This window comes from Paraburkholderia sabiae (genome assembly GCF_030412785.1).
GTDB lineage: Bacteria > Pseudomonadota > Gammaproteobacteria > Burkholderiales > Burkholderiaceae > Paraburkholderia > Paraburkholderia sabiae.
On the sequence record NZ_CP125298.1, the window covers coordinates 10274 to 30636 of the forward strand.

Sequence of the window (20363 nt, forward strand, 5' to 3'; positions counted from 1 at the left end):
CGGCCACTGGCGAGGAATTCCGGCATGGATATAGGCAACCGCTTACCGATCTTAAGCAAAGCTGAGGCGCGGAGCACAACAGTTGCCCATGAATTGTTGGCATCTCGTGAAGAGTTCTGGCGACAGCGACTAGAGCAGTTCAAGATAGTTCAGCTTCCGTTTTCGTCGTCAGAAGGCAACGCTCCGGCGACATGGCAATCGACCGCTTGGCTCATGCCGGGTGCGTTGGCTGAGCTATCTCCCAGTGATCGCGCGGAATTCTTGCTAACTGCTTGGGTGGTCTATCTCGCCCGCATCACCGGGGAAGCAGAGCTTCAACTGGGATGGACTCCCGTGCCGAATGGATCGCGAGCCGGCGTGAATGCGCTCGAGGTGCTTGTCGCGTCTGTCGTGCCGATGGCAATTACCATCGACCTCGATAACAATTTCGCAGAGGCGCGCACGGCGGTCGCGGCCGAATTCGCTCAGCTGAACGCGCAGGATACCTTTGCGCGGGATCTTATTGCGCGATGCCCGACGTTGAGCGGTGTGGAGGCGCTACGATTGCGCCGTCCCTGGCCGGTTGGCGTTACGCTTACGGGAGAGAGCTGTTCTGCTGCTGAAGAGTCGGTTTCGAGCTCCAGTTCTGAGATAGCTCGCTCCGGTGAGTTGGTAACGCTCGAGATTTGCGCTCTGGATGGGAGCTTCCGATGGCACTTTGATGCAAGTCGCCTCGAGCCTAATCAGTTCGAGCGTATGACACAGCATTTGCAGAATTTGTTGTGTGCTGTGATGACCGATGCGCAGCAGTCGTTGGGGTGCATCGGGCTGCTGTCGTCCGATGAGCGCACCTGCCTCTTGGAGGATCTGAACCGGACGGCGACGCCTTATCCTTCGGACCGGTGTATCCATGAGCTGTTCGAGGCGCAGGTGCGTAAGACGCCGGATGCGGTAGCCGTGGTCCATGCTGACGCGCGCTTAAAATATGGCGAGCTCAATACCCGGGCGAACAGGCTCGCATATCATCTCATCGCGCTTGGGGTGAAGCCGGGCGAGCGCGTTGCGATAGTGCTTGATCGAGGCATTGCTCTTGTTGTCGCACAACTGGCAGTTCTGAAGGCGGGTGGGGTCTATGTACCGATTGATCGGGGCGGTCCAGTTGGGCGACGAAGCTGGATTATGACCGACTGTGCTGTGCGCCTCATCCTTGTAGGTGACGAGAATGAGGGCGGGCTTGAGATTCCGATTCCTATTCTGGCCATTGATCCGATCATGGCTGGAACAGGGTGTAGTACCGATCCTGGCCTGGCATTGACCGCCGAGGCTCCGGCCTACGTGATGTACACCTCCGGGTCGACCGGCCTTCCGAAGGCCGTGGTTGTTCCTCATCGTGCTGTCAACCGTCTCGTCATCAACAACGGCTATGCGGAGCTCACCTCGAGTGATCGCGTGGCCTGGGTAGGCAGTCCCGCCTTTAGCATCAGTACGCTGGAAGTTTGGGCACCACTGCTGCACGGTTCCAGCCTAATTGTGATTCCACACACAGCTGTACTGCAGCCCGAGGTGCTGCGCACTCTGGTTCGGCGGCACCGCATCACCATGCTGCATTTGACTGCCGGGTTGTTCAGCCGGAGCGTTGATGAGTTAGGCCCGGTGCTGGCGAGTTTGCGATTTCTACTAGTTGGTGGTGGCGCGGTTGATGCGGCGGCCGTGGCCCGGGTTTTGAGCCAAAGCCGACCGCAACATCTCTTGCACTGCTACGGTTCAACTGAGACGTCGACCTTTGCGACGGTCTGCGAGATCACCGCCATTGATCAGACAGTCCGACGACTCCCCATCGGCCGTCCGATTGCGAACACGCGGGTGTATCTGCTTGACGGACACGGTGCGCCGGTTCCGTTTGGCGCGGTCGGGGAGCTCTACGTCGGCGGGGCGGGGGTGGCGCGCGGTTATCTGAACCGGCCCGAGCTGACCGCGGAGCGGTTCATCGCCAGTCCCTTTGTCGAGGGCGACCGGCTGTACCGCACAGGCGATCTGGCGCGGTATCTGCCGGACGGCAATCTTGAGTTTTTGGGCCGCAACGACGATCAGGTGAAGATCCGCGGCTTCCGCATCGAGCCGGGGGAGATTGCGGCGCGGCTCATCGAGCACGCCTGGGTGCGCGATGCGGTGGTGGTGGCGCAGCAGGACGGTGCCGGCGAGAAGCGGCTGGTGGCCTATGTGGTGTGTGCGCCCGAGGCCGGCTCGGACGAGGGTGATGGAGGCGGGCTTGCGGGCGTCTTGCAGGCGCACTTAAGTGCGCGGCTGCCGGACTACATGGTGCCGAGCGCGTTTGTGCGGCTGGCGGCGCTGCCGCTGACGGTGAATGGCAAGCTCGATCGCAAGGCGCTGCCGGCGCCGGACGATGAGGCGTATGCGCATCGCGCCTATGAGGCGCCGCAAGGCGAGGTCGAGATCACGCTGGCACAGATCTGGGCCGAGCTTCTCGGTGTGGAGCGGGTCGGACGCCACGACCACTTCTTTGCGCTCGGCGGGCACTCGCTATTGGCGGTGCAGCTGATGGAGCGGCTGCGGCGGCGGTCACTGCGCATCGAGGTGCGCACCTTGCTCGTCAAGCCGGTGCTGGCGGACCTGGCTGCAAGCCTCAGTAGCCATCACGAGATGGCGGTCCCGGCCAACCTGATCAGCGAACAGAGTCCGGCGATCACGCCAGAGATGCTGCCGCTGATTGAGCTGAAGCAGGGCGAGATCGACCGGATCGTCGCCACAGTGCCCGGCGGCGTCGGCAACATCCAGGACATTTATGACTTGTCGCCACTGCAGGACGGCATCCTGTTCCATCATCTGTTGGCGACAAAGGGCGATCCGTACCTGCTGGTCTCGCAGATGGCGTTTGCGGACCGTGACCTGCTCGAGCGCTATCTTGCCGCGGTTCAGCGGGTGGTGGATCGGCACGATATCCTGCGGACGTCGTTTGTCTGGGAAGGGCTGTCGCGCCCGGCCCAGGTGGTGTGGCGGAACGCGCTGCTGGAGGTGAGCGAGGTCGAGCTGGACGGGTCTTGTGGTCCGGGCGACGCGCAGCTGAAGCATCGGTTTGATCCGCGCCAGCACCGCATCGAGCTTGGCCGGGCGCCCTTGTTGCGGTTTGTGATTGCGCGCGAGCCCGGCAGCGCGCGCTGGCTGCTGCTGGAGCTGCAGCATCATCTGATCGGGGATCACACCACGCTGGAGCTGATGCATGCCGAGGTCCGGGCCGTGCTGGAGGGACGCGAGCATGAGCTGGCCGAGCCGCAGCCATTCCGCAACCTGATAGCGCAGGCGCGGCTGGGTGTGGGAGAGCCGGCGCATGAGCAGTTCTTCCGGGAGATGCTCTCGGAGATTGACGGGCCGACGCTGCCGTTCGGGCTGGGCGAGGTGCGCGGCGACGGCAGCGGGGTGGACGAGGCGCGGCGGCAGTTGCCGCAGGCGCTTAACGACCGGCTGCGGGTGCAGGCGCGGCGGCTGGGGGTGAGCCTGGCGAGCCTGTGCCATCTGGCCTGGGGCCAGGTGGTGGCGCGCAGCAGCGACCGCGAGCAGGTGGTGTTCGGCACGGTGCTGTTCGGGCGCATGCATGGTGGCAGCGGCGCGGACCGCGCGATGGGGCTGTTCATCAACACGCTGCCGCTGCGGCTTGACCTGGACGGGACCGGGGTCGAGGCGAGCGTGCGGACCACCCACGCGCGGCTGGCCGAGCTGCTCGTACATGAGCATGCCTCGCTGGCGCTGGCGCAACGCTGCAGCGGCGTTGCGGCGCCGGCGCCACTGTTCAGCGCGCTGTTGAACTACCGCCACAATACGCCGGCGGCGGTCTCCGCCTCTGCAGCCGATGTGCTGTCCGGCATGGAATGGCTGGGTGCGCAGGAGCGCACCAACTATCCGCTGAGCCTGTCGGTGGAGGACTGCGAAGAAGCACTGGGCCTGACGGCGCAGGTGAGCGGGCCGGTTTCTGCGGATCGGGTCTGCGGCTACATGCAGCACACGCTCGCGCAGCTGGCGGAGGCGCTGGAGCGGGCGCCGAACACGCCGGTGCGGGAGCTGGGGATCCTGCCGGGGCAGGAGCGCCGGTATCTGCTGGAGGAGCTGAACCGCACGGAGGCGGTGTATCCGTCGGAGCGGTGCATCCACGAGCTGTTCGAGGCGCAGGTGCGCCGCTCGCCGGAGGCGGTGGCGCTGGTGCATGAGAACGAGAGACTGAGCTATGGCGAGCTCAACGCGCGGGCCAACCAGCTGGCGCACCATCTGGTCGGGCTTGGGGTGACGCCGGACCAGCCGGTGGCGATCTGCGTTGCGCGCAGCGTGGCGATGGTGGTCGGGCTGTTGGCGATCCTCAAGGCGGGTGGCGCCTATCTGCCGCTGGATCCGGCCTATCCGTCGGCGCGGTTGCGCCAGATGCTCGAGGATGCGGCGCCGCCGCTGCTGCTGGCCGATGCGGCCGGCCGTGCCGCGCTGGGGGCCGACGCGCTGCTCGATCTGACGGTGGTCGATCTAGAGACGGCGACGCCGGAGTGGGCGAACCTGCCGGTCTCCGATCCGGACCCGCGCGAGCTCGGCCTGACCTCGCGCCATCTCGCTTATGTGATCTACACCTCCGGATCCACCGGCGCGCCCAAGGGCGTCATGATTGAGCATGCGAGCACGGTGAACCTGCTGCATTGGAGCAGCGACGTGTTTACGGCATCAGAGATCAGCCGCACGCTGTTTGCCACCTCGATCAGTTTCGATCTGTCCGTCTATGAGTGCTTCGTTCCGCTTTCGCAAGGAAGCACGTTTTACCTTGTCGAGAATGCGCTGGCGCTGGCCGGGAGGTCTTTGGATATCTCTTTGATCAACACAGTGCCCTCGGCGATCGCCGCTCTGGTCGACAGGAAAGCAGTGCCGCCTTCGACCAGCGTCGTCAATTTGGCGGGCGAGTGGCTGACGGCGGAATTGATTGAGAAGATCTTTGCGAGCAGTCGGGTCCAGAAGATTTGTAATCTGTATGCGCCTTCTGAAACCACCACGTACTCAACCTTGATCTGCGTGCGAAGGGGGGACGTTGTCGTTGAGACGATTGGCCGTCCGATTGCGAACACGCGGGTGTATCTGCTTGACGGACACGGTGCGCCGGTTCCGTTTGGCGCGGTCGGGGAGCTCTACGTCGGCGGGGCGGGGGTGGTGCGCGGTTATCTGAACCGGCCCGAGCTGACCGCGGAGCGGTTCATCGCCAGTCCCTTTGTCGAGGGCGACCGGCTGTACCGCACAGGCGATCTGGCGCGGTATCTGCCGGACGGCAATCTTGAGTTTTTGGGCCGCAACGATGACCAGGTGAAGATCCGCGGCTTCCGCATCGAGCCGGGGGAGATTGCGGCGCGGCTCATCGAGCATGCCTGGGTGCGCGATGCGGTGGTGGTGGCGCAGCAGGACGGTGCCGGCGAGAAGCGGCTGGTGGCCTATGTGGTGTGTGCGCCCGAGGCCGGCTCGGACGAGGGTGATGGAGGCGGGCTTGCGGGCGTCTTGCAGGCGCACTTAAGTGCGCGGCTGCCGGACTACATGGTGCCGAGCGCGTTTGTGCGGCTGGCGGCGCTGCCGCTGACGGTGAATGGCAAGCTCGATCGCAAGGCGCTGCCGGCGCCGGACGATGAGGCGTATGCGCATCGCGCCTATGAGGCGCCGCAAGGCGAGGTCGAGATCACGCTGGCACAGATCTGGGCCGAGCTTCTCGGTGTGGAGCGGGTCGGACGCCACGACCACTTCTTTGCGCTCGGCGGGCACTCGCTATTGGCGGTGCAGCTGTTGAGCCGGGTCTCGCTGGCCATTGGCTTCACACTGCCGTTGACCACGCTGTTTGCCAAACCGGTGCTGGCCGATCTGGCCGCGAGTATCATGGATGGGTTGAGCCGCTCCGGCGCGCAAGACCTGCCAGCCATTGTGGCGGTATCGCGTGAAGCGCCGCTTGTGCTGTCGTTTGCGCAGCAGCGGCTGTGGTTTTTGGCGCAGCTGGATCAGAGCAGTACGAACTATCACATTCTGCTCGGGTGGCGGCTCAAGGGTGGGCTCGACCGCAGCGCCTGGCAGCGCAGCCTTGACCGTGTGTTGGCGCGTCATGAGGCGCTGCGCAGCGTGTTTGTCGCGCCGGAGGGCAAGCCCTGGGTGGAGGTTCTGCCGGAGGATGCGGGGCTGCCGGTTGTGGAGCACGATCTGCGGGAGAGATCGGATGCCGAAGCGGCACTTTTGGACCTGTGTGACGAAGAGGGGCGCACGCCATTCGATCTTGCGCGCGGTCCGCTGATCCGCGGACGATTGGTGCGGATGTCGGACGAGGAACACGTCTTCCTGCTGACCCAGCATCACATCGTCTCGGACGGCTGGTCGATGGGCGTGCTGCTGCGTGAACTTAGCCAGCTCTACCGGGCATTCGAGGCTGGGCACGACGATCCTCTGCCGCCGCTTGCGATCCAGTATCTGGATTACGCCGCCTGGCAACGCCAATGGCTGTCGGGGGAACGGCTGCAGAAGCAGGCGCAATATTGGCGCAACAATCTATCTGGCGCACCGGCCCGTCTGGCCTTGCCGACAGATCGGCCTCGGCCGGCAGAGCAGTTGTTTGCCGGGGCCAGTGTGACGGTCGTGATCGATGCGGATCTGACGCGGGAACTGAAGCGGCTGAGCCTGCAGCATGGCACGACGTTGTTCATGACGATACTGGCGGCCTGGGCGGCGGTGCTGTCTCGTCTGTCGGGGCAGGACGATCTTGTGATTGGCGTGCCGAGCGCCAATCGGGGGCACCGCGAGATCGAAGGGCTGATCGGGTTCTTCGTCAACACGCTGGCGCTTCGGCTGGACCTGTCGGGTAGGCCGCGCGTGTCGGAGCTTCTGGAGCGGACACGGCGCACGGTGCTGGCTGCGCAGGAGCATCAGGACCTGCCGTTCGAGCAGGTGGTGGAGATCGTGCGGCCGCCCCGGGCTCTTGATCATACGCCATTATTCCAGGTGATGCTGGCCTGGGAGAACAATGCGGTTACGTCATTGGACCTGCCGGGGCTGAGCGTCGAAACTACCGGGGAGGCGTTCGATCAGGTCAAGTTCGATCTGGAGCTGAGCCTTGGCGAGCATGGCGAGGAGATCGCCGGAACGTTGGGTTATGCCACGGCGCTGTTTGATCAGGCGACCATCGAGCGGCAACGAGGCTATCTGCTGGCGCTGCTGCGGGCGATGGCTGCCGATGCTCAGCAAACGGTCCACCGGATTGAGCTGCTGTCGACTGCCGAGCGCACGTATCTGCTGGAGGAGCTGAACCGGACGGCGGTGACGTATCCTGAGCAGCAGTGCATCCATGAGCTGTTTGAGGCCCAGGTGCGCCAGGCGCCGGATGCGGTGGCGGTGGTCTATCAGGACCAGCGCGTAAGCTATGGCGAGCTCAATGCGCGGGCCAACCAGCTGGCGAATCATCTGATCGGGCTTGGGGTGACGCCGGACCAGCCGGTGGCGATCTGCGTTGCGCGCAGTGTGGCGATGGTGGTCGGGCTGTTGGCGATCCTCAAGGCGGGTGGCGCCTATCTGCCGCTGGATCCGGCCTATCCGTCGGCGCGGTTGCGCCAGATGCTCGAGGATGCGGCGCCGCCGCTGCTGCTGGCCGATGCGGCCGGCCGTGCCGCGCTGGGGGCCGATGCGCTGCTCGATCTGACGGTGGTCGATCTAGAGACGGCGACGCCGGAGTGGGCGAACCTGCCGGTCTCCGATCCGGACCCGCGTGAGCTCGGCCTGACCTCGCGCCATCTCGCCTATGTGATCTACACCTCCGGATCCACCGGCGCGCCCAAGGGGGCACAGAATGAGCATCGGGCTATCGTTAATCGCCTGATCTGGATGCAAAACGCCTATGGTCTCAAGGCAACTGATGTCGTGTTGCAGAAGACGCCATTTGGCTTCGATGTCTCGGCCTGGGAGTTCTTCTGGACGTTGCTTGAAGGGGCGACCCTGGTGCTGGCGCCTCCGGATGCGCACAGAGATCCCGCTGCATTGGTTGACTTGATCATCGGCGAGCGCATCACGACGGTTCACTTCGTGCCATCCATACTGGTCAGTTTTATGGATGCGAAGAGTGTTGACCGCTGCACGTCGCTGCGGCGTGTTTTATGCAGCGGCGAGGCGCTTCCTGCCGCCAGTGTGCATAAGGTTCGGCGCCTCTTGCCTTGGACAGGCCTGCACAATCTGTACGGTCCGACCGAAGCTGCGATCGACGTGACAGCGTGGAGTTGTCCGGATGAGTTTGATGGCGCCATTGTCCCGATCGGCCATCCGATTGCGAACACGCGGGTGTATCTGCTTGACGGGCACGGTGCGCCGGTTCCGTTTGGCGCGGTCGGGGAGCTCTATGTCGGCGGGGCGGGGGTAGCACGGGGGTATCTGAACCGGCCCGAGCTGACCGCGGGGCGGTTCATCGCCAGTCCCTTTGTCGAGGGCGACCGGCTGTACCGCACTGGCGATCTGGCGCGGTATCTGCCGGACGGCAATCTTGAGTTTTTGGGCCGCAACGACGATCAGGTGAAGATCCGCGGCTTCCGCATCGAGCCGGGGGAGATTGCGGCGCGGCTCATCGAGCACGCCTGGGTGCGCGATGCGGTGGTGGCGCAGCAGGACGGTGCCGGCGAGAAGCGGCTGGTGGCCTATGTGGTGTGTGCGCCCGAGGCCGGCTCGGACGAGGGTGATGGAGGCGGGCTTGCGGGCGTCTTGCAGGCGCACTTAAGTGCGCGGCTGCCGGACTACATGGTGCCGAGCGCGTTTGTGCGGCTGGCGGCGCTGCCGCTGACAGTGAATGGCAAGCTCGATCGCAAGGCGCTGCCGGCGCCGGACGATGAGGCGTATGCGCATCGCGCCTATGAGGCGCCGCAAGGCGAGGTCGAGATCACGCTGGCACAGATCTGGGCCGAGCTTCTCGGTGTGGAGCGGGTCGGACGCCACGACCACTTCTTTGCGCTCGGCGGGCACTCGCTATTGGCGGTGCAGCTGATCAGTCGAGCACAAAAAGCAGGGCTGACGTTTAGCGCTGCCGACCTCTTCCAAGCCCCTGTTCTGAGGGAGCTCGCATCGAAGATTCATTTGAAGCGACAGCCCAGCAGTCCGCAAGTGATTCCCGTTCTGGAAACGGGATCACAGCCACCTCTCTTCTTTGTTCCCACAGGATTGGGCGATTGTTCCTATGTCCCCGCCCTTGTGAAGGAAATGGACGTCGACTGTCCGGTCTATGCTTTGCCATGGCCGCATTTCGACGACGAACGTCCACTAACTCTTGAGGCACTAGCGGCGGAAGTAATGCTAGCAGTTAGAGAGATCCAGCCACATGGACCGTATCGCTTTGCTGGATACTCATCAGGGGCAATCTTGGCTTACGCGATTGCGCAGCACTTAGTGAATCTGAATGAAGCTGTGTCATTCATGGCCTTCATGGATGCTGCGTTACCTGCAAATCGACGAAGCTTATCGCCGACCCAAATGGCACGGGAAGTGCTGCTGGATTCTGTGGAATTCTTGGAAGATGACAGCTTCCAGGTCTTAGAACGATTTGCTGCAAACAGCTCGATTGGTCAACTGATTCAAAAGGCACAGCAAATTGGGGCGATACCCCAGGACCGTGATCTAGAAAGCCTTCTTCTGACGTATGAAAAGGCCGCGCAGTTCCAAAGGGCACTGGACTTGTATGAAGCTCCATCTCTTGGAATCGAGATCAACCAGTTTTATGTCAACGGACCTGTCCGCAGCCGTCGTGCACGAGGTTCAATAGGTCAGGACGCAAGTTCGCCGTTGCGGGGGTGGGGCAGGGTTTTACGTGCTGAAGCCATTCACGCCGTGTCCGTTCCGGGTGACCACACGACGATGATGAACACCCCAGAAAACCGCCGAGTTCTGGCTCGATGCCTTTCGATAGCCTTGAACAATTCACCAGACCGTCGGCGGCAATCGCAGGCGCCGCCGAGGGTTGTGGTGCAAATAGGGTTCTGTCGCGCCAAGGTGCCGGGTTAAAATTTGCGTTCGATCCTGAATGACGAACAGCATGGGCCAGACGAAGAAGACACCACGCGCGACGTTGCCTCCGGGCATCGGCAAAGTTCTCAAGCGACTGCACTATCCGTTGGACGTGATCGTGCTGTTGTCAAACGCAATCTCATGCATGGACGCCCCCGGTTTGCCAAGCTTTCATGATGCGATGTATCGAAGGTCATGATTGCAGCCATGCATCCGGACTTTGTTGCCGTGCGCAGGCCGGCTGTCCCTGATGGAATATGCTGACGGGGTCCCGATCAAGTTGGCGAGCTTGGCGCTCCTTGAGATTTGTCGGGTTTGACCCGTCACGGTCTGACCTGTGTTGCCATCACGTCATGATTGCCCAGGCAATCGGTGGAAGTGTCCTTCTTTTGTGGCGAGATTGTTGCCGTCGGGGATTACACGTTCAGCCGGCAGCTTGATAACCGAGCTGGTATGACCGCCCGTGAGCCAGCAACGCCCATACGATCCGGGCGTTCTTGTTGGCCAGCGCGACTGCTACCACATTGGGATTGCGACGCTGTAGCAGGCGAGGCAGCCAACCTTCTTGATCGTTCCTGCGTTGAACAGCCCGGATGACGGCACGCGCCCCGTGGATCAACAAGGTTCGCAAATAAGTGTCGCCCCTCTTACTGATGCCGAGCAGAATATTTTTTCCGCCGCTTGAATTCTGTTTGGGTACCAGGCCGAGCCATGCAGCGAGCTGGCGCCCGCTGGTGAAGCCTTTGGCATCACCGACCGAAGCTACTAATGCAGTTGCCGTAATCGGCCCAATGCCGGGCACCTGCGCGAGCTTGAGACTCGCGTCATTGTCGCGATGCCATCTTTGGATCTGTGCCTCCAGATCCCGGACCTGTCGATCGAGCTCCTTCAGATGTTCCATCAAACGTTGAATCAGCAACCGGAACGATCCGGTCAGGTCGTTAGCCGCATCTTCAACTAAAGCTGGCACGCGACGGGCGATGTGAGCAATGCCCTGTGGAACGACGAGCCCAAATTCGCTAAGCAGTCCGCGGATCTGGTTCGCCTGTGCCGTACGGGCTTTTACGAAGCCCTGACGTACGCGATGTAGCGACAACACTGATTGCTGCTCGACATTCTTGATCGGCACAAATCGCATGTTGGGCCGCGCGACTGCCTCGCAAATGGCTTCGGCGTCGGCCGCGTCGTTCTTGTTCGTCTTGACGTACGGTTTCACGAACTGTGGTGCGATTAGGCGAACGGTGTGTCCCATGCCCTGAAGCTTTCGGGCCCAGTAGTGAGCGCTCCCGCAGGCTTCTATCCCGATCACACAGGCTGGCAGGTTCGCGAAGAACGGCAGCATCTGATCCCGCTTGAGCACCTTCTTCAAGACCGCTCTGCCATGCTCATTTACGCCATGCACAGCAAACACAGATTTAGCCAGATCGATGCCAATTGTCGTAATCTTCATGATGGGCGCTCCCCTCGGGTTAGGTGGTTGCTTCGACACTTCCACTCTGGCACATTGATGCCGTATCGGGTGGGGGCGTCCATCCCATTAAGTTGATACAGCTTCGGACGCAAACGCAATCGTAATTTGATACACCCGCTCATGCGGTCAATGACTGGAGGCTGCCTCCTTCGAACTGCGTTTGCGTTTGATGTCGTCCGCGTCGTTTAGGTGCGGCGGTGGGATGCGGTTGATCATGCCGGCCTGTCGTTTTTCCTTCAGCCTGTACGAGTCGCCGGAGATCGGCACGACGTGTGCGTGATGAAGCAGCCGGTCGAGGAGCGCCGCCGTGAGCGTTGCGTCGTCAGCGAAGGTCTGGTCCCACTGGCCGAACGGCAGATTGCTGGTCAGGATGAGACTACCGGTTTCGTACCGCTTGGCGACCACCTGGAAGAGCAGGTTCGCCTGCTCCCGGTCCATGGGCAGGTATCCCATCTCGTCGATGATGAGAAGCTTGTAGGGCTTCGTAATTCGCTTGATGGTTTCCTCAAGCTGGTTGCGGCGCAACGCTGTCGTCAATTGCATCAGCAGATCGGCGGCGGTGATGAAGCGGGTGCGAAACCCGGCCTGCGTTGCACGATATCCAAGCGCGACAGCAAGATGGGTTTTACCAACGCCACTGGGTCCGAGAAGCACGACATTCTCGGCACGCTCCACAAAGGCAAGACTGCCGAGTTCGAGAACCAGTGCTTTCGGCACGCCGAGCGCGAATTCGAAGTCGAACTCATCAAGCGTCTTGATTGCCGGGAAGCCAGCCAGACGCGTCAGCATCCGGCGCATTCGCTCCGCGCGTGCCATCGCTTCATCCTTCAAGGCCTGTTCGAGGAAGTCGAGATAGCCGAGCTCGCGCTTCGCGGCCATCTGGCCGAGATGCGCAATCTGTGTTGGCAAGTGCAGCAGGTTGAGCTGCTTGCTGCGTATTTCGGACCAAGGTGACCGGCCGTTTCGGGATCGTGACCGGCGATTTCGGCAACGTGACCGGCCGTTTCGGGAACGTGACCGAACGGACCGGACGACAGGACTGGCGTTGCGCATGACATCAACCACGCGAGCTATGCTCGCCGGCTTTTGCCGGAGAGAGCATGCCCGCGCACCGGATGAACATGCGCATGATCAAGGACGTTTTACGACTTAAGTTCGACGGCGGCTTCTCGCATGATCGAATCGCCGCGTCGCTGGGCATTTCCAAGGGCGTGGTCACGAAGTACGTCGGACTGGCGGGTGCCGCCGGGCTGGATTGGGCGATCGCCTGTGATATGGACGAAGGCGAGCTCGAGCGACGGCTTCTTGGCAAACCCACCGGACCCGCGGCCTATGCACAGCCCGACTACGGTCGCATTCATCAAGAGCTGCGCCGCAAGGGCGTGACGCTGACGTTGTTGTGGGAGGAATATCAGGCGGAGTTCGCGAATCGGAAGACTTACCGTTACACGCAGTTCTGCGAGCACTATAAGGCGTTCGCGAAACGGCTGAAGCGCTCCATGCGGCAGATCCACCGTGCTGGCGAGAAACTATTCGTCGACTTCGCCGGTCCCACGTTGCCGTTGACCACAGGGCGCCGCGCGCACATCTTCGTGGCCGCCATGGGCGCATCGAGCTATACATTCGCATGCGCCACGCCGGCCGAGACGATGGAGGACTGGCTGAGTGGTATCGCCCGCGCGCTGACCTTCTACGGCGGCGTTCCCCAGCTGATCGTGCCGGACAACCCGCGCGCGATGATCGCCGATCCCGATCGCTATGAGCCTCGCGCCGGCGACACCGTGCTGGACTTCGCGCGTCACTACGGCACCTCATTTCTGCCTGCACGCGTTTATCGCCCGCAGGATAAGCCGAAGGTTGAAGTGGCGGTTCAGGTGGTCGAACGTTGGATCATGGCGCGCCTGCGTCATCGCCAGTTCGAGTCGGTCCAGTCGGTGGACGACGCGATCCGCCCGCTACTGTCACCGTGCGGCACTATGGAGCCATTTCGAGGGCGGCATAAAGGCGCCACCTGAGGGGCGGCGTAATGGCGCCACCTCACGTGCGGCGTAAAGGAGCCACCCGAAAGGCGGCGCATAGGCGCCAGCAGCACCAGGGCTAGAGCGCGATTCGAACTTTTCAAGTCGGTACGCTCCGTTCTATTTGAACGGAGCGTCCATGGCCAACAGGAGGTTCGAATTGTTCGAGTACCGCCAAGTCCTTGTCCGCATGCGGCAAGGCGATTCCGACCGCGACATCGCTCGCGGCGGCTTGATGGGACGCAAGAAGCTGACGACTGTGCGGCGCCAGGCCGAGGCACGGGGATGGCTCGATCCCGCCCAGCCGCTGCCGGATGACGCAGTGATCGCTGGCGTTTTTGGTCGCTCGCCGCACTTGCCGCACACCTGCGTGTCGACGGCAGAGCCGTTTCGTGAACAGATCCGAAGCTGGGCGGCCGCCGGCGTGCAGGGCACCACGATCCATGCCGCCCTTCAGCGCAATCACGGCTACACCGGCAGCTATGACGCCGTGAAGCGCATGCTGCGTCGCCTGGCCGCCGAGCGTCATCCGGTCGGCACGACGACGATCCTCGAATTTGCGCCAGCGGACGCCGCCCAGGTTGACTTTGGCGCCGGGCCGGTGCTCAGGCACGAGTCAGGCCTTCCGCTCAAGACGTGGATCTTTGTGATGACGCTCTGCTGGTCGCGTCACCAGTACGCGGAGATCGTCCTGGACCAGACGGTCGAGACGTGGTTGGCCTGCCACCGGCGGGCGTTTGAATGGTTCGGCGGTTGCCCTGGCCGGGTCATCATAGACAACGCGAAGTGCGCGATCATCAAGGCCTGCCGTTATGAACCCGCAGTCCAGCGCTCCTATGCCGCGCTAGCCGAGGGATATGGATTCCGGATCGACGCATGTCCACCGCACGACCCGGCCAAGAAGGGAATCGTTGAATCCGGAGTCAAATACGTCAAGAAGTCCTTCGTACCACTACGCGAGTTCCGGGATCTGACCGACGCCAACCGGCAATTGCGCGAGTGGGTCTCCCAGCAGGCGGGCACCCGCGAGCACGGCACGACCCGCGACCAGCCACTCGCGCGCTTTGCGATCGAACGCCCGCTGCTCACGCGGCTGCCTGACGTGCCGCCGGTGCTGGCAGTGTGGAGCGAGGTGAAGGTGCATACCGACGGCCACGTCGTCTACAAGAACGTGCTCTATTCAGTGCCCTTCACGCTGGTGGGCAAGCAGTTGTGGCTGAAGGCCACCGACACGGTCGTGCAGGCGTTCCACCGCCACGAGCTCGTCGCGACCCATCCGCGACTACGCAAGCCTGGCGACCGCCATACGGTGCGTGATCATCAGCCGCCAGAGGCGCAGGCATGGCTTGAACATGACCCGCAGTGGTGTCTGGCGCGTGCAAAGGACATCGGGCCTGCCTGCCACGCAGTGATCCTCGCAATGTTCAACGACAAGGTGCTCGTCAACCTGAGGGGCGCGCAGGGCCTTGTGCGTTTGCGCGAGAAGTACGGTGATGTGCGCCTGAACGCCGCCTGCGAGCGCGCACTCGCGTTCGCGAACCCGAAGTATCGCACCGTCAAGACCATTCTCGACAAGGGACTCGATAGCGAGCAGGCAGCCACACAAACACCGGCACCATCCGACACGTACCTGAACGGCGGTCGCTTCGGCCGTGATCTCCAGTCCATCCTTCTGCACTGAGTGTCATGAATCCAAGTCCCGAACTGAACACCATCCTCAAGCAGTTGCGCCTGTCCGGGGTCCTCGACTCGCTTGAGCAGCGCAACCGGCAGGCAATCGAGGGGCAACTCGCTTACACCGAGTTCCTTGCCATGCTTCTGCATGACGAGGTCGCACGACGCGACCAGAAGAAGTTCGGCGCGCGGATCACCCGCGCCGGCTTCGCGCTAGGCAAGACGCTCGAGACCTTCGACTTCGACCGGCTGCCAAAGCTAAACCGGGCGCACGTTCACGACCTCGCCACCGGCCGCTACATCGACGAGAAGGTCTGCGTCCTGATGGTCGGCCAGACAGGCGTCGGCAAATCGCATCTGGCGCAGGCGCTCGGGCATTGCGCCGTACGCCAGGGTTGCGACGTACTGTTCATCACGCAGACGGATCTGCTCAAGAAGCTGCACGCAGCGCGCGCCACGGATCTCTATGAACGCAAGTTCCAGCAGTTCGTGCGTGTGCCGCTGCTTATCGTTGACGACTTCGCGCTCAAGCCACTTCGCGCACCTCATGACGAAGACTTCCATGACCTGATTGCCGCCAGGTATGAGCGGGCAGCCTCGATCCTGACTTCAAACCTGGACTTCAGTGAATGGGGTGAGGCTTTCCCTGACAACCGCATTCTCGGAGCCGCCACGCTCGACCGCCTTCGTCATGGTGCCTATCGTGTCGTCATAGAAGGCGAGAGCTTCCGCAAGCCAAAGCCGATGCCTGAAAGCAGCGAAAATGCGGTTGCTAAAAACGGTAAAAGACCGCAATCTTGAAACTGTTCGAATCCGCGTTTTACCCCGTTTCTGCTGGCGCCATTACGCCGCCCATCCCCGGCTCCATTACGCCGCCCCGTGACAGCTACTGAAGAACTTGAACGAGCGCCCGTTTCAGAAGCTGCCTGGATGCCGCGCCAGCGCGTTCACCGAATTAGACGCGCCGGCCCTACAGCCACTGCCGGTGCAGCCGTATGAGCTCGCGCGGTTCAAGGCAGTGACGGTCCACATCGACTACCACATCGAGATCGATAAACATCGCTACAGCGTCCCGCACGCGCTTGTCGGACTCAAGCTCGATGCGCGCATCACTGCGGGTGCTGTCGAGTTGTTGCATCGCGGTCGCCGTGTGGCCAGCCATGCTCGCAATGATCGCGTAGGAGGCTACACCACCGCCGTCGAGCACATGCCGGCGGCACACCGCGCCCATCTCGAATGGACTCCGCAGCGGCTTATCCACTGGGGTCAGCAGATTGGCGGCGCCACCGGCGCGCTCGTCGCGCGGCTTCTGCAGGAACAGCGCCATCCCGAGCACGGCTATCGGGCGTGCCTCGGCTTACTCTCACTCTCACGTCGCTATGGTCGCGACCGCCTCGAAGCGGCGTGTGCGTTGGCGCTCGAATTGGGTGTGCATCGTTACCGCCACGTGCGCGACATCCTTATCAACAACCGCGACCGCGCGGCAGCGACCACGCCTGTCGAATGGGTCAGTCCGAGTCACGCGCATGTACGCGGCTCCAGCTACTACCAATAAAGAGAACCCGCCATGATGATGCATCAAACCTTGACGCAACTACGCACCCTGAAGTTGGATGGGTTCGCTGACGGATTGGAAGAGCAGCTGACGCAGCCCGGCACGGCGGCTCTGAGCTTCGAGGAACGCCTGTCGTTGCTGGTCGACCGGGAAGCAAGTTGGCGCGATGATCGTCGCCGCACCCGACTGCTCAAGCAAGCGCGCCTGAAGTATCCGCAGGCCGCCATCGAAGATCTCGACACCCGCGCTGGTCGAGGCGTGGACCCGCGTTCGCTCACAAGCCTGGCTCTCGGCGACTGGGTCGAATCTGGATACAGCCTGCTCATTAGCGGCCCAACCGGCGCAGGTAAATCATGGCTCGCTTGCGCCCTCGCGCAGTATGCCTGCCGACGCGGGCACTCCGCGTTGTACCTACGTGTGCCGCGCCTCGGCGAGGAACTGCGCGTCCTCCACGGCAACGGCGGCTTCACCAAATGGCTGCTGCAGGTTGCTCGCGTTGATGTTCTTCTGCTGGACGATTGGGGAATGGCTCCGCTCGACGCGATGGTCCGAAACGATTTGCTCGAGATGATTGACGACCGATCTGCCGGCAAAGCCACGATCGTGACCAGCCAGCTACCAATCGAACACTGGCATGGCTGGATAGGCACGAGACGATCGCCGACGCAATGCTCGATCGCCTTATGCAGCGACATCACCGCATCAAACTGACGGGCGAATCTCTTAGAAAACCATCTCCGAAACCAAGCGTGCTCGAACCAGAACTCGACCAGAACTAGCGAGGAAATCTACAATCGAAACCGCGCAACGCCCGACCTTGCCGAATCGGTCACGTTCCCGAAATCGGCGGTCACGTTCGCCGAAATACGCACTTGCACAACACCGTCAGTCGTTCGAGTTGTGGCGTCATGCGCTTACCTCCTGTGCGCGGCTGAACGCGTCGTAGACCGACAATGGGTGCTGCAGCGGTTTGTTCCACTCCGAGGTCGCGTACCGTGATGCTGGTTTCGGCTGCTGATGTGGCGTCGCACCGGTTCTAACCGATCGTCCCACGTAGGGTGCCGGTAGTGGCAGAAGATGCGGCCGCTCCTCAAGCAACACTTCGGCCGGAATCCGTTTGGTCGTGCCGTGCACACGGACGTTGGCGACGTCGCGCAACCACAGTCTGACGCGCTCATTGCACAGGCCGCAGTCGGCTGTGAGCCCTGCCTGTTTGAGCATTGAAACCAACGGGACCCAGAAGCTGTAGCGCAGATATCCGTTCATACGCTCGACCTTGCCCTTCGTCTTCGCGCGGTATGGCTTGCACACGCGAGGTACGAACCCATGGTGTTTGGCGAAGTCAGCGAATCCCGGATGATATCGGTGCTGCTTCTTGCCATAGGCATCACGTTTCAGAATCACCGTCTTCATATTGTCGTACACGATCTCTCTGGCGACGCCGCCAAATGCCTCGAATGCCCGCACGTGGCAAGCCAGCAGCGTTTCGATACGCATGTCAGTGACAAACTCCGCGTAGCTGACGCGGCTGTAGCCCAACGTCGCAACGAACGCCGCGAGCATGCCGAGTTTGTGCCCCGGCTTACGAAACTCAATCCAGTCCATCTGCATCTGATGTCCCGGCTCTGTTTCGAATCTGACTACCGGGTCGGGACGTGCAGCGGGTCGAAGCTTCTGCAGGTACTCCTGCACCCGGCGTAAGCCGCCCGTGTATCCGCGCTCCTCAATCTCCCGCTTGAGTACCGTCGCTGGAATCCAGTCCGGTTTCGCTGCTTCAACGCGGTCCTGCAGATATCCCTTGAACGGCGCAAGCTTGCCGGCGACTGGCTGGCGGGCCTTGCGTTGTGGCGGCCCCGATTCCAGATACTTCCTGATTGTGTTGACTGCCATACCGGTCTCGACAGCGATGTCCCGGAGGCTGTTTCCCTGGCGACGCAGAATCTCGATTTCCATGTACTCCTCGTAGCTGATCACGGGCCGCTCAAAGGGAGCAACCCTACAACGAGGCGTATCAATTCCTAACTGCGTTGCTGTATCAATTTACAACTGCGCGCGACACTGTGCGTACGCTGGTATGTGGCTTACTCGTTGAGCCTGCGAAATCTCGAGGAGATGATGGCAGAGCGAGGCATCGAGGTCGACCATTCGAGCGTGCACCGCTGGGTTATGAAGCTCGTACCGCTGTTTGAGAAGGCGTTTCGCCGCCACAAGCTCCCGGTGGGCAAGAGCTGGAGGATGGACGAGACGTACGTCAAGGTCAAAGGCCAATGGAAGTATTTGTACCGCGCTGTCGACAAGCAGGGCAACACAGTCGATTTCCTGCTGCGTGCCCATCGGGACAAGGCCGCTGCGCGCCGCTACTTTGAGAAGTCGACTGACCAGAACGGCGAGCCCGAGACAATTACCGTGGACAAGAGCGGTGCGAATCTGGCTGCGCTCGAAGCTCTCAACGCCGGGCGCGACACGCCGATCAAGATCCGCCAGAACAAGTATCTGAACAACATCATCGAGCAGGACCACCGAGCGATCAAACGCATCATCAAACCGATGAGGGGATTCAAGGACTTTCGCTGTGCCCGCATCATTCTGTCTGGCATCGAAGTGATGCATATGATCCGCAAGGGACAGATGCAAGACGATCGCGTCGACCGAACGGTTGCCGAGCAGTTCTACTTGCTGGCTATGTAAGCAATCCTATGTACATTCACTCATTTGATCTGCCATCGTTATCGCGACAGAACCATTTAACCTTGCGTCAGCCCGCTGATGGCGTGTGCTATTATCTGTGATACAGCGGCGCCCGTGAGGGCGACCGTTGATCACTCGCCCGCGCGAGGGCCGGTAATACTCGCGCAACCACAGCACGAACTGGCAGTCGGGGAAGACCGGCACAGACGCCGACTTTGCAAAGGTCGGCGTTCGTGTTTCTGGAGTCTGAGTAAACGTTAGAATCGCCGCACCCCAATCGCCCCGGATGCAACGCCATGACCCTTCTGAAAAAGCGCCTCGCGGCAACGGACAAGAAACTCGATGAGCTGAAGGAAGCCCGCAAAGCCGCCCAGAAGGCAAGCCAACAGGCGTACAGGCAGACGAAGGCGGATCGTGAGCGCAAGACCCAACTCGCCGGCGAAGCGATCCTGCGACGTGTCGATCGCGGCGAGTTCGACGAAGCCGAATTCCGGCAGATGATGGACGAGTATTTGTCCCGGGAGGCAGATCGCGCACTGTTCGATCTGGAATGACGGGATGTGGGCATACGGGAATCTCGACGGCTAGTACTCACGGGTACACGCATGACTCGGGGACAATGTGGTTCGCCAGACCTTCGTTGCAAGAGACTTGCATGCGTAATTCGTGGAAGCTGGACACGCGTTTCGCGTGAAGGTGGACGGCTGATTCGCGCGAAGCTGGACAGTTGGAGCGCAGCGACGCGGGGTTTTCGATTTTTACTCTGATCGGGGTTTGTCGGTCAAACTCTTTTTGTGTTTGCGCATCGACTCGCCGCTGAGATTGACGCGATAGGTGTTGTGCACGAGTCGATCGAGAATGGCGTCGGCGAGCGTCGGATCCCCGAGTACCGCGTGCCAGTTCTCAATTGGAATCTGTAATGCGCTGAACAATCTTA

At 61.8% G+C, this 20363-nt stretch carries 8 protein-coding genes and 5 pseudogenes; 9 read left to right on the forward strand and 4 right to left on the reverse strand.

Going from position 1 to position 20363, the window contains the following annotated elements:
- Positions 1–24: 24 nt before the first annotated feature.
- Entirely contained in the window at positions 25–10017 is a 9993-nt protein-coding gene (locus QEN71_RS42685) for a non-ribosomal peptide synthetase (RefSeq protein ID WP_290468330.1), read from the forward strand.
- A 31-nt stretch (positions 10018–10048) separates the two neighbouring features.
- Positions 10049–10144: pseudogene (locus tag QEN71_RS42690) on the forward strand (IS6 family transposase); the annotation flags it as partial.
- Between the two features lie 300 nt (positions 10145–10444).
- On the opposite strand, the gene QEN71_RS42695 reads toward QEN71_RS42690, so the two are convergent.
- Together QEN71_RS42695 and istB (QEN71_RS42700) are read right to left on the reverse strand one after the other, a co-directional pair.
- Positions 10445–11470 carry an IS110 family RNA-guided transposase gene (locus tag QEN71_RS42695; protein ID WP_201663008.1) on the reverse strand — a complete coding sequence of 342 codons (1026 nt, stop codon included), beginning with the start codon at positions 11468–11470 and terminating at the stop codon, positions 10445–10447.
- A 147-nt stretch (positions 11471–11617) separates the two neighbouring features.
- Complete coding sequence (gene istB / locus QEN71_RS42700) at positions 11618–12430, reverse strand: IS21-like element helper ATPase IstB (RefSeq protein WP_377792216.1); 813 nt, start codon at positions 12428–12430, stop codon at positions 11618–11620.
- A 182-nt stretch (positions 12431–12612) separates the two neighbouring features.
- Between istB (QEN71_RS42700) and istA (QEN71_RS42705) the strand changes: the two are divergent.
- The 5 genes and pseudogenes from istA (QEN71_RS42705) to istB (QEN71_RS42725) form a co-directional block, all read left to right on the forward strand.
- Positions 12613–13452, forward strand: a pseudogene (gene istA, locus QEN71_RS42705) (IS21 family transposase); the annotation flags it as partial.
- A gap of 217 nt (positions 13453–13669) precedes the next feature.
- The gene (istA, locus tag QEN71_RS42710) at positions 13670–15190 is read left to right on the forward strand and encodes an IS21 family transposase (RefSeq protein WP_201662948.1); all 1521 of its coding nucleotides are present in this window, start codon (positions 13670–13672) and stop codon (positions 15188–15190) included.
- 5 nt (positions 15191–15195) lie between these two features.
- Positions 15196–15984, forward strand: coding sequence for an IS21-like element helper ATPase IstB (gene istB, locus QEN71_RS42715; protein ID WP_201662945.1), 789 nt, complete (start codon positions 15196–15198; stop codon positions 15982–15984).
- Positions 15985–16069: 85 nt separating this feature from the next.
- Positions 16070–16738: pseudogene (locus QEN71_RS42720) on the forward strand (Mu transposase domain-containing protein); the annotation flags it as partial.
- Between the two features lie 12 nt (positions 16739–16750).
- A pseudogene (gene istB / locus QEN71_RS42725) lies at positions 16751–17517 on the forward strand (IS21-like element helper ATPase IstB).
- 127 nt (positions 17518–17644) lie between these two features.
- Here the strand turns inward: istB (QEN71_RS42725) and istA (QEN71_RS42730) are convergent.
- The gene (gene istA / locus QEN71_RS42730) at positions 17645–18712 is read right to left on the reverse strand and encodes an IS21 family transposase (RefSeq protein WP_438287382.1); all 1068 of its coding nucleotides are present in this window, start codon (positions 18710–18712) and stop codon (positions 17645–17647) included.
- 48 nt (positions 18713–18760) lie between these two features.
- Between istA (QEN71_RS42730) and QEN71_RS42735 the strand changes: the two genes are divergently transcribed.
- A complete protein-coding gene (locus QEN71_RS42735) occupies positions 18761–19426 on the forward strand; it encodes an IS6 family transposase (protein WP_201662902.1) in 666 nt (221 codons plus the stop codon).
- Between the two features lie 296 nt (positions 19427–19722).
- Positions 19723–19980, forward strand: coding sequence for a hypothetical protein (locus QEN71_RS42740; RefSeq protein WP_201662899.1), 258 nt, complete (start codon positions 19723–19725; stop codon positions 19978–19980).
- A gap of 204 nt (positions 19981–20184) precedes the next feature.
- On the opposite strand, the pseudogene QEN71_RS42745 reads toward QEN71_RS42740, so the two are convergent.
- Positions 20185–20343: pseudogene (locus QEN71_RS42745) on the reverse strand (ATP-binding protein); the annotation flags it as partial.
- Positions 20344–20363 lie beyond the last annotated feature (20 nt).